We start from the raw sequence: 10523 nt of genomic DNA on the forward strand, positions 1-10523 counted from the left end.
CGCCGCGGCGCCGGTGGCCGCCGCGCAGCCTGCCGCGCCGGCGGAAGGCACCGATTACGTGCAGCGGCTCGAACAGTTGAAGGCGCTGTTCGATAAGGGCCTTGTGACCGAAGACGAATATTCGCGCGCGAAGGCCGAGATCCTCGCGAAGCTCACCCGGTAAGCGTCGAGCATGTTCAGTACCTCGTGCCCCCAGTGCGGCGCGCCGGTCGAGTTTCACTCGGCGGCGGCGGTGATGGCCGTCTGCGCGTTCTGCCGCAGCACGCTGCTCAAGCGTGGCACCGACGTCGAACGTATCGGCGAACTGGCCGCGGTGCTCGACGACGCGTCGCCGATCCAGATCGGCGCGGCCGGGCGCTACGACAAGCGTACGTTCACGGTGCTCGGGCGCATCCAGATGACCTACGACGCCGGCGCGTGGAGCGAGTGGTACGTCGTGTTCGACGACGGCACGTTCGGCTGGCTGTCGGATGCGTCGGGCCAGTATGCGATCACGGTGCGCGAGCCCGACGATGCGTCCGGCGGCGCGTGGCCCGCGTTCGGCACGCTGGAACCGGGCATGCGGATCGACCACGGCGGCCGCGCGTTTCTCGTATCGGACGTGCGCACCGCGCGCTGCACGGGCGGCGACGGTGAGTTGCCGTTCCGCGTCGATGCCGGCTGGGAGGCGCGCGTCGTCGACCTGCGCACCGGCAACGCATTCGCGACCTACGATTATTCCGACGCCGATTCGAACGGCGGGAGCCCGGCCGTCTATACGGGCGAAGCCCTCGAGTTCGATGCGCTCGCGTTCACCGGGCTGCGCGATACCGAAAACGATACGCGCGAGAAGCGCGGCGCGGAGATGGTGCCGTTCGCGTGCCCGAGCTGCGGCGCGCCGCTGTCGTACGCGCCGAACGTCGCCGACTACGTGGTGTGCGGCAGTTGCCATGCGGGCGTGCAGTGCACGGCCGAGCAGCAGACCGTGTTCGCGGCGCAGCGCAAGCTCGAAGCGGTGAAGGGGGCGCTGGAGCTCGGCGCGGTCGGCACGTTCGATGGTGTGAAGTACACGGTGATCGGGATGATGCGTTGCCGCGTGCCGGACGACGAGGAGACGTGGGACGAATACCTGCTGCTGAACCCGAAGCGCGGGTTCCTGTGGCTCGTGCAGAGCGAAGGGCGCTGGGAGCGCGTGCAGGTGCTCGACCAATGGCCGACGATCGGCAGCGATGCCAACGTGACCGACGGCGACAAGACTTACCGCCTGCGCGAGGAATACGACTCGGAGGTCGTCTACGTGGTCGGTGCGTTCAACTGGCGCGTGCAGGTCGGCGATCGCACGTCGATCATCGACTACGGCTGGCAGAAGGACAAGCTGACGCGCGAGCGCAGCGACGCGGAGATCGTCTGGTCGCGCGCGCGGCCGCTGTCGGGCAGCACGCTTGCCGAACGCTTCGGCACGCCGGCGCTCGCGACGGCTGCGGCTGCGACGGCAACGGGCGCCACCGTGTCGACGGGTCTGTTCGGCAGGAAGGGGCCGCACAGCTTCGCGCCGCTGCCGCTCGTGTTCAGCGCGTTGCTCGTGATCCTGAACATGGGCTCGCTGTTCTCGTTCAGCGGCCGTTCCGTCTACGTGCTGGTCGGCCTGCTGGTGCTGTGGCTGCCTGAGTGGCTGTGGAAGAGTTTTGCATCGGACGGGGGCAACGCGTGATCCGGTACATCCTCTACGGCATCTACGGCCTGATCGTCGTCACGCTGTTCAGCTGCGCATCGATCGGTGGCAGCGGTTCGGGCGGCAGTGGCTGGGGCAGCTCGTCGGCCCGCAGCGGCTACTCGTCGTACGGGTCGCACAAATGACCGCGCGCGACGAGATCGCATCACCGCGCGCGACATTCGGCTCACACGTGCTGGCGGACCTGGCAGGCATCGACGCGGCGTTGCTGCGCGATGCCGCCCGGCTCGAGTCGATCCTCACCGAAGCGGCGCAGCAGGCGGGTGCACGCGTGATCGGCGCGCATTTCCATCATTTCGGCGGCGAGCATGGCGTGACGGGCGTCGTGCTGCTCGCCGAATCGCACATCACGATCCACACGTGGCCCGAGCATCGCTTCGCGGCCGTCGACGCGTTCATGTGCGGCGCGGCGCGTGCGGCCGATGCGGTCGATGCGATCGCCGCGGCGCTCGGCACGCAGGCGCAAGTCCGGCAGCAGGTCGCGCGCGGCGGCGCGCCGACGTGAGCGGGCGATCCACCTCTTTTACCGATATGCGTAACGGAATCCGGTTTGCCGCGTTGCTCGGCTGGGTGCTGCTTGCCGGCAACGCGGCCGCCGATGTGCCGCCGAAGCCGCCCGGGCTGGTCGTGATGGTGCATTTCGATTACTACGAGAAGGACAAGGCGCGCCTTCACGCGCTGGAGCAACGACTGGATCGCGCGGTGAAGCAGGCAGGGGCCGGCGAACTGGGTGAGACCGAGCTGCATCGCGACGGCAACGACGGTTATCTGTACCTGTATGGCGCCAGCGCCGACCGGTTGTATGCGGTGGCGCGCCCGATCCTGAAATCGTCAGGATGGCTGACCGGTGCGGAAGTCACGTTGCGCCGCGATGCGGGTGCGGAGACGTTCCCGTTGCGTGGGGACGGTGCGCGTTAGTATGCCGGCGGGTTGAACGGCGCGGCGGGTGCGGATCGGGCCGGAAGGTGCGCTTTCATCGTTGCCTGCATTGGCGATACGCCGCCGCCGAGGCTTCATTGCGATAGCGTATTACGCGTCTGTTCGTGCCCGGGCGGTCGAGCGTCGCGCCGCTCCCTCTACCGGTCGAACCGGAACGACGACACGCTGTGCAGCGTCGCGTCGTCCGTGCCGACGATACCCTGCGTATTCGCGACGGCCGCGCGCTTGCCGTTGCTCAGCACCGCCCAGTAGCATTCGCCGCCGGCTGCGTGGAAGCCGGTTTCCGGATCGCTGATGCCGCACGTGATCGTCGCGCGCATGCCGTGCCATCCTGCGCCGGAGAAGCGTTCGACCTCTTGCGGCGTGCCGCGACCATACGTCGACATCCATTTACCGTCGTCCTGCGGCTCGAAACCGGCTTCCTTTTTCGCAACGGGTTCGAGCGCGCCATCGACGATCTCGAACGCGATGAAATAGTTGCTGTTCGTCATGTTGCGGCCGACGACTGCGACGCAGCGGTCGCCGCCGATTTCAGGGCACGGCTTCTTGATCTGGCGGTTCCCGAGGTACTCGAACGAGATGCCGAGCGCCGGGTCGCGATAGGTTTTCCAGCCTGCGTGTTTCACCTGCTTCAGCGCCGCCGTACGGTCGCGGTAGGCCGCTGCGACGCAGGCTGCATCGCCGCACGCATCGCGCTGCTTGAGCCATGCGCGTTGCGACTGGATGACCGCTTGCTGGTCGTCGGCGATGCCGACTGCATCGTAGAAAGCGCTCGACAATGCGCTGTCGGCCGATACGAGGGCCTTGTCGCTGCAGATCAGGCGGTCGGTGCGTGTCTTTGCACGCGAGCAGTCGATGCTGTCGGCATGGGCCGACAACGAGAGGCCGATGGCGGCCAGCGTGAGACCCAGGCGAATACCGAACACGGATGGCTCCTCATCGGGTTCGAGTGGCGGCTATCACACCGCCGTCACGTGACGCAGCGGCGCACGCGGTTCGCAAAGCCTTGAACCGGTACGCCGTGCAGCAAGATACGACGGGGTGAAATCAGCGATTGATTTCGTCCGCCGAAATCAGCTCGGCCACCAGCACCGGCGCCGGCCCCTGCAGGTAATACTCGTGCTCGAGCGGCTCGCGCAGCTTCATGAACGTTTCCGCGCCGATCTGCATCGTTTCGCCCGCGTGCATGCGCGCACCGCTTTCCAGCAGGTAATGCATCACGTTGTTGAAGATGCCCGAGTAGCGTTCGCCCTCGTGATGGCCTTCCGCGAGCGCGGCGAAATCGGGCAGGCCGAACACGTCGGCGCCATAGGTGCGCATCCACACGCCGTTGACGCCTTCGACTTCGTATTTCACGAAGCCGCAGAAGAACAGGTTCAGCGGGATATCCCGCAGCACTTCGAGGCTTTCCTCGCCGAGTTCCTTCGCATTGAAGACACCGGCCGGCAGCGACGTGTGCGCGTGCTCGTTCAGCACCGCGAGGCCGTTCTGTTCGGCCAGCGCGCCAGCGACGGCCGCCAGCGCGACATACTGGTCGAGCGGATTCGCTTCGTGTCCGGCGTAGTAGAGGATCACGTGGCTGCGGCTCGCACGCACCTGCTGCTTCAGGTCCTGCCCGTAGTGGGCCGGTGCGACACACGTTTCCAGTGCCTCGGACGGATAGGGCGCGTCGAAGCCGACCAGCCGGACAACGTGGTTGCCCCAGCCGGCGAGCCCGAATACCTGCTCCAGCGTCGGCTCGGTTTCGACGCGCGCCTGCTTCATGCTCGGGTGGTACGCGCGCAGCGCGGCCGTCAGCGCGGCGATATCGACCTGCAGCGGACCGTCGAAGACGACCGTCACGCTCAGCGGATTCTCGACGTCGGGTGCCGCGACCAGCGCGACGGGGTTTTCGGGTTCTTCTTTGCGGCCAAAGAATCGGGATATCAGGCTCATCGGATTGAGTTCGTGTCGTAGCCGTTGCAGGGAGGTGTGCCCCGTTCTCTCGGTCGGGGCCCGCCGTCAGGGTGACGGCCGCCCGTAGTTTCCCCGGGTTCGGCGAATCTGGCAAATGTGCGGTGAATGCCCGACGGCGCGGCGGTGGCGCGTTCGAACACTTTCGGGAGGAGGTGGCGCGGGCAAGCCGGGCCGTGCGGGCGCGCGGCCCGCGGCAGCGATGATCAGTGCGGCAGCGCTTCGGCTTCGGCCCAGCGCTTGAACGAATCGAGACGCCGGCGCGTCTGCACGAGATAGAACGCGCCGATCAGCGGTTCGAGCAGCCAGCGCAGCCAGGCCGGCTGGACGCGGAAGTGGTAGGTGAATTTCACCTCGGTCGTGCCGGGCGTGTGCTCGGTGAAGTTCCAGCTGCCGCTGAAGCGTTCGAGCACTTTCGGCCCGTCGACCATTTCGACGGCGGCGACCTGCGGCGGACGGTACGAGATGTAGCGCGACACCATCGTCGCGCCCGACTGGCTGCGGCAGAACGCATCGACGCCGACGTCGGCCGTCATGCCATCGAGCAGATAGGCGTCGGTGAGGAAGCTGTCCCACACGAGCCGCCGCGCGTAATCCTGCGACCACGTGAAGAGGCGTCTGCGATCGACGCCGACGGTCCGGCTGACTGAGATCCTCATGATGGCGGGCGCAAAGGCGCGGATTGGGATGAAATCGAGTGTAACCCGCCAATGCCGCGCATTTCTTCAGACTTGGTCAAGTCGAGGAGGGGCTCGAACGGGCTCGATTGACGCACCCCGGGATTTCCCCTAGGATTCGTTTCAACCCTTCGGGAAAGACCCGAAGCGTTTCAATCTCTTGAGGGAGCCTCATGAGTACGCAACAGAACCGGCGCTTCGACGCGCTCGTTTTCATTGGTCGTTTCCAGCCTCCGCATCGTGGTCACCTGAATGTGCTGAAGTCGGCACTGAGCCGGGCCGAGCGCGTGTGCGTGCTGATCGGATCGACCGACAAGCCCCGCACCATAAAAGATCCGTTCTCGTTCGACGAGCGCCGCCAGATGCTGGCTTCGCTGCTCGACGCGTCCGAGCGCGACCGCGTCACCATCGCGCCGTTGCAGGATTCGACCTACAACGACGGCGACTGGGTGCGCTGGGTGCAGGACGCCGTCGCGTCCGCGCTCGGCGATATCGCGCAGCGCAAGGTCGGGCTGATCGGCCACGAGAAGGACGCCACGTCGTATTACCTGCGGATGTTCCCGCAATGGGAGCTCGTCGACGTCGACGCGACGGAAGACATTTCCGCTACCGAGATCCGCGACCAGTATTTCGCCGAACGCCCCAACAGCTTCGTGCAGTGGGCCGTGCCGGAACCCGTGTTCGGCTGGCTCGAGCGTTTCCGCACGCAGCCGGAATTCGCGCAACTGAAGTCGGAAGCCGAATTCATCGCCGGGTATCACAAGGCGTGGGCGGCGGCGCCGTATCCGGTCACGTTCGTGACGGTCGACGCGGTGGTCGTGCACTCGGGTCATATCCTGCTCGTGCGCCGCCGCAGCGAGCCGGGCCGCGGCCTGTGGGCGCTGCCGGGCGGGTTCGTGAACCAGGACGAGCGGCTCGACGCGGCCTGTATCCGCGAGCTGCGCGAAGAAACCGGCCTGAAGCTGCCGGAGCCCGTACTGCGCGGCTCGATCAAGGATCGCCAGGTGTTCGATCACCCGACGCGCTCGCTGCGCGGCCGCACGATCACGCATGCGTGCCTGTTCAACTTCCCGACCGGCGAGCTGCCGCGCGTGAAGGGCAGCGACGATGCCGACAAGGCGCGCTGGGTGCCGCTCAACGAGTTCGCGCAGATGCGCGGCGTGATGTTCGAGGATCACTTCGACATCGCGTATCACTTCCTGGGGAAGCTGTGATCCGCTGATTCCCCGCATTCCGTCCGCCGCGACAGACGCGGCGGCACTTCAACGGCCTAGAGGAGCTCTAGCCATGCAAAACGATCTCGGCGGCTTTGCCGCGGTTCTCGCCAATCCGATCTTCAACACGGATTCGTACAAGGCTTCCCACTTCCTGCAATATCCGCCCGACGCATCGGCGATGTTCTCGTACGTCGAATCGCGCGGCGGCCGCTACGACCGCACGGTGTTCTTCGGCCTGCAGATGCTGCTGAAGGAATATCTGTGCAAGCCGGTCACGCACGCGATGATCGACGAAGCGCGCGATTTCTTCACGGTGCACGGCGAGCCGTTCAACGAAGCGGGGTGGCGCTACATCGTCGAACGCTACGACGGCTACCTGCCGGTGAAGATCCGCGCGGTGCCCGAAGGCTCGGTCGTGCCGGCGCACAACGTGCTGATGACGGTCGAATGCGACGACCCGCAGGTGTTCTGGCTCGCGTCGTATCTCGAGACGATGCTGCTGCGCGTGTGGTATCCGGTGACGGTCGCGACGCGCAGCTGGCATCTGCGGCAGACGATCCGCCGCTTCCTCGAAAAGACCGACGACGATCTCGCGCAACTGCCGTTCAAGCTGCACGACTTCGGCGCGCGCGGCGTGTCGAGTGCGGAGTCGGCCGCGATCGGCGGTGCTGCGCACCTCGTGAACTTCATGGGCTCGGACACGGTGCTCGGCGTGCTGGCCGCGAACCGCTTCTATCGCGAGCCGATGGCCGCATACTCGGTGCCGGCGGCCGAACACAGCACGATCACGTCGTGGGGTCGCGAACACGAAGCCGATGCGTACCGGAACATGATTCGCCGCTTTGGCCTGCCTGGGGCAATCGTATCGGTCGTGTCGGACTCCTACGATCTGTTCGCCGCACTCGAGCTGTGGGGCGGCGAGCTTCGGCAGGCCGTGCTCGATTCGGGCGCGACGCTGGTCGTGCGTCCCGATTCGGGCGACCCCGTGGCGATCGTGCTGCAGACCGTGCGCGCGCTCGACAAGTCGTTCGGCTCGACCGTGAACAGCAAGGGGCGGCGCGTGCTGAATCGGGTGCGCGTGATCCAGGGCGATGGTGTCGACGAGCTGTCGATCGAAGCGATTCTGTCCGCGCTCGACGACGCCGGCTATGCGGCCGGCAACGTCGTGTTCGGCATGGGCGGCGGGCTGCTGCAGCAGGTGAACCGCGATACGCAGCGCTTTGCGATGAAGTGCTCGGCGATCCGGCGCGACGGCGTGTGGCACGACGTCTGCAAGGATCCGGTCACCGATCAGGGCAAGCGCTCGAAGAAGGGGCGGCTCACGCTGCTGCGCAGTTTCCGCACCGGTGAGTATCGGACGACGACGTTGCCCGCTGCGTGGGACGACCGGATGCTGGAAGGCGAGTGGGAGGAGGCGCTGGAAACGGTGTTCGATACGGGGCGCCTGCTCGTCGATACGTCGTTTGCGGAAGTGCGGGCAAGGGCGCACGCGGGGGAGGTGTGAGGCAGGCGGCGGGGAGGTGCAAGAGGTTCGGGTCACTCGGTCGCCGACGCGACGCGATCGCGATGCCGTTTAGTTGCGGACTACCTCAGTGAAGGGCTCTGGATGTCGGTGTGGTACGCGGATCGCCGCACAGGCGCCGACATCCGTCATTGCAAAGCGGCACCAGTGTCAGTCCGATCTGAAGATAACCTTCGTAACCGGCGCTGTCTTTCGGATACGGTTTCGAGATGATGTGGGTGTCCGACCAGATGTTCTCGTTCTTGACGCCGAGCTGTATCAAATATTCCTTCAGGTTCGCCGCTCGTCGCAACGCAAGCGCCTGTGGATCGGCTTCCCCGATGTGGGCGCCGGCAGTGACGATGCCTTGAATCTCTGCGTCCGGCCATCGACGCGCGCGAATGACCATTTCCGCAATCTTGACGCGATCCTCGTTAGGGATCGCGTCGGAATTGAGCGGAACGCTGTCAAGCATGTCTTCGGAAACGGTACAAGCCGTGGACGACATCGAAAACGAGAGGCAGAACCAGACCGGGATGCTTATCACGCGTGCAAGAAATGTCACCACAGAATCCTGTCGTCGAAGAATGAAACGTAGCAGGCGAGGCTGTCTGCGTTGTCGATCGCTTTATCCCGGTGTGTCTGAGCCCAGTACTTCAGGCCGGTGCCGAACCCGTAGATTTCGTCGTTCGAGTTGAATGTATCGATGTAGTGCGAGCATTCATGAATCAGGACTTTCAGCTTGCAGTTGGTAGAAAGCCGAGCATCGGGAAGCGTGCAGAAGTGCGGATAGATCGCGATTATCCGCCGGTGGGAGTCGGGTTTGCATACCGCGGCATCCGTGATTCCGTTGTCGGGAAACACGGTGCACGTTATGTTTCTCTGCGTTTGCTCGTCCCACCGGATGACATTCTCGGGTTTCAGTTCCTGCATGACGCGCAGAAGTTTGGGTAAGCCGGTGTTCAGCCTTTGTCGGACTATGTCGTCTGATCTGCCGAACCATGTCTGGACGCGGTGCTGTTCTTCCTGATCCCAAATCGCGAGACCGTGAATCCGCTCTCGAATCAGGGCAATTGCGGCATCGCGCAGCCGTGCAATCAGTTGCCTGAACTTCTTGTTCGACATGTTTTCGCAGATTTGCGCCATGTCGAGTTCGATCGCGTGAATGGAGCCCGGTGTGGTGTTTGTATAAGTGGTTCCGACGCATATCCATTCATCGCAATCTTCTTGTTGCGAGGTGTCGCTTGAGTCGATGTTTTCGCTCATTGATTCGATAGTTCTCCGGAAGAGGGAGAAAACTATCGGCTCACCGAGGCATGTTCGTCTATTGGACGTGTACGATTTACGAGACGAGGTGTCCCGAGCGACATGCTCTATCGGATTTCTGTCCGCGTGACTGCAGACGATGGAGGCAGATTACCGATCCGTTCCGAAATTGTCTGCCCAATTGCGGCGTTTCAGTATTCCCGAGCGCGGGCACGATTGCCCGCATCCGGCTGCATGCCACTGCGTTCTTCAACACGCACCGCCTCCATCGCCCGCGCCAGCGCATCAAACACCGCCGGCCCTTTGCAGCGCGACACGTTGAAGCGCAGGTACGACGTCGCGCCGTGCGACGCGCTGAACACGTTGCCGGGCGCGAGCACCACATCCTGATCCAGCGCGTGGCGCGCGACACGCGCGGCATCGAGCCCGTCGGGCAATTCCGCCCATACGAACAGGCCGCCGCGCGGCTCCGTCCAGATCCGGAGCCCGGCGCGCGTGACGCGTCGAAGCGTTTCGCCCATCGCATCCGCGAGGCGCGCGCGCAGGCTGTCGACGTGGCGCCGGTACGTGCCGTCGACGAGCAGCCGGTGGACGACATTCGCACCGATCTGCGCATGGCCGAACGACGTCGCGAGCTTCAGGTCGACGAGTGCCTCGATCCATTCCGGGCGCGCGGCGACGTAACCGCAGCGGATCGCGGCCGACAGCGTCTTCGAGAAGCTGCCGATCGACACGACCCGCGACAACCCGTCGAAAGCCGCGAGGCGCGGCGCGGGCGTGCTCTCGAAATCCGCGAAGATGTCGTCCTCGACGATCAGCAGGCCATGCTCGGCCGCGAGCGTCAACAGCCGGTGCGCGACGGGCGCCGAGAGTGTCGCGCCGGTCGGGTTGTGCAGCGCCGAGTTGGTGATGTACAGGCGCGGCCGATGCTCCGCGAGCACCTGCTCGAAGCGCGCGAGATCGGGGCCGTGCGGCGTGTACGGGACGCTGACGATTCGCGCACGGTGCGCGCGCAGCAGCGCCTGGAAGTTGAAGTAGCACGGATCGTCGAGCACGACCGTGTCGCCCGGCTCCAGCAGCAGGCGGCAGACGAGATCGAGCGCGTGCGAGCCGCCGTCGGTCAGCATGATCTGCGTGGGTTCGGCCTGGACGCCGTGCTGCGCGAGCCGCCAGGCGAGCTGCTGGCGCATCGCGGGCAGGCCGAGCGGCGTCGCGTAGTCGGTCAGCGCGTCGGATTCGTCGCGCGACGCGGCGCGCAG

13 protein-coding genes are annotated in these 10523 nt (G+C 65.3%); 7 read left to right on the forward strand and 6 right to left on the reverse strand.

Features of this window, described 5'->3' with window-relative positions:
- The 5 genes from G3N99_RS26795 to G3N99_RS26815 form a co-directional block, all read left to right on the forward strand.
- Nucleotides 1-163 (forward strand): SHOCT domain-containing protein (locus G3N99_RS26795; protein WP_206123907.1); only part of this gene is annotated, 163 nt, incomplete at its 5' end.
- A gap of 9 nt (nucleotides 164-172) precedes the next feature.
- Nucleotides 173-1690 (forward strand): DUF4178 domain-containing protein, encoded by a 1518-nt coding sequence (locus tag G3N99_RS26800; protein ID WP_206123900.1) that lies wholly within the window; start codon nucleotides 173-175, stop codon nucleotides 1688-1690.
- Nucleotides 1687-1836 carry a hypothetical protein gene (locus G3N99_RS26805; RefSeq protein WP_155291822.1) on the forward strand — a complete coding sequence of 50 codons (150 nt, stop codon included), beginning with the start codon at nucleotides 1687-1689 and terminating at the stop codon, nucleotides 1834-1836. Before G3N99_RS26800 ends, G3N99_RS26805 begins: the two co-directional genes overlap by 4 nt.
- Nucleotides 1833-2216 (forward strand): adenosylmethionine decarboxylase, encoded by a 384-nt coding sequence (gene speD, locus G3N99_RS26810; RefSeq protein ID WP_174936952.1) that lies wholly within the window; start codon nucleotides 1833-1835, stop codon nucleotides 2214-2216. The genes G3N99_RS26805 and speD overlap by 4 nt, the downstream gene beginning before the upstream one ends.
- Entirely contained in the window at nucleotides 2213-2629 is a 417-nt protein-coding gene (locus tag G3N99_RS26815) for a hypothetical protein (protein ID WP_346778502.1), read from the forward strand. The genes speD and G3N99_RS26815 overlap by 4 nt, the downstream gene beginning before the upstream one ends.
- Before the next feature lie 158 nt (nucleotides 2630-2787).
- Here G3N99_RS26815 and G3N99_RS26820 read toward each other — a convergent pair whose 3' ends face one another.
- The 3 genes from G3N99_RS26820 to G3N99_RS26830 all read right to left on the reverse strand — a co-directional run bounded on the left by G3N99_RS26820 (nucleotide 2788) and on the right by G3N99_RS26830 (nucleotide 5262).
- Complete coding sequence (locus tag G3N99_RS26820) at nucleotides 2788-3576, reverse strand: lysozyme inhibitor LprI family protein (protein WP_206123901.1); 789 nt, start codon at nucleotides 3574-3576, stop codon at nucleotides 2788-2790.
- A 121-nt stretch (nucleotides 3577-3697) separates the two neighbouring features.
- The gene (locus tag G3N99_RS26825) at nucleotides 3698-4585 is read right to left on the reverse strand and encodes a DUF4261 domain-containing protein (RefSeq protein ID WP_206123902.1); all 888 of its coding nucleotides are present in this window, start codon (nucleotides 4583-4585) and stop codon (nucleotides 3698-3700) included.
- Nucleotides 4586-4809: 224 nt separating this feature from the next.
- The gene (locus G3N99_RS26830; protein WP_011354432.1) at nucleotides 4810-5262 is read right to left on the reverse strand and encodes an SRPBCC family protein; all 453 of its coding nucleotides are present in this window, start codon (nucleotides 5260-5262) and stop codon (nucleotides 4810-4812) included.
- 191 nt (nucleotides 5263-5453) lie between these two features.
- On the opposite strand from G3N99_RS26830, the gene G3N99_RS26835 reads away from it, so the two are divergent.
- Nucleotides 5454-6494, forward strand: a complete 1041-nt coding sequence (locus G3N99_RS26835) for a bifunctional nicotinamide-nucleotide adenylyltransferase/Nudix hydroxylase (protein WP_174936960.1) — start codon at nucleotides 5454-5456, stop codon at nucleotides 6492-6494.
- Nucleotides 6495-6567: 73 nt separating this feature from the next.
- Nucleotides 6568-8001: a nicotinate phosphoribosyltransferase gene (locus tag G3N99_RS26840; protein WP_206123903.1), complete on the forward strand. Its 1434-nt coding sequence runs from the start codon at nucleotides 6568-6570 to the stop codon at nucleotides 7999-8001.
- A gap of 85 nt (nucleotides 8002-8086) precedes the next feature.
- On the opposite strand, the gene G3N99_RS26845 is transcribed toward G3N99_RS26840, so the two are convergent.
- The 3 genes from G3N99_RS26845 to G3N99_RS26855 all read right to left on the reverse strand — a co-directional run.
- Complete coding sequence (locus tag G3N99_RS26845; protein WP_206123904.1) at nucleotides 8087-8563, reverse strand: hypothetical protein; 477 nt, start codon at nucleotides 8561-8563, stop codon at nucleotides 8087-8089.
- Nucleotides 8560-9264 carry a M35 family metallo-endopeptidase gene (locus G3N99_RS26850; RefSeq protein WP_206123905.1) on the reverse strand — a complete coding sequence of 235 codons (705 nt, stop codon included), beginning with the start codon at nucleotides 9262-9264 and terminating at the stop codon, nucleotides 8560-8562. The genes G3N99_RS26845 and G3N99_RS26850 overlap by 4 nt, the downstream gene beginning before the upstream one ends.
- Before the next feature lie 191 nt (nucleotides 9265-9455).
- On the reverse strand, nucleotides 9456-10523 hold a 1068-nt coding region (locus tag G3N99_RS26855), incomplete at its 5' end, for a PLP-dependent aminotransferase family protein (protein WP_206123906.1).

The organism is Burkholderia sp. Ac-20392 (genome assembly GCF_017104585.1).
GTDB lineage: Bacteria > Pseudomonadota > Gammaproteobacteria > Burkholderiales > Burkholderiaceae > Burkholderia > Burkholderia lata.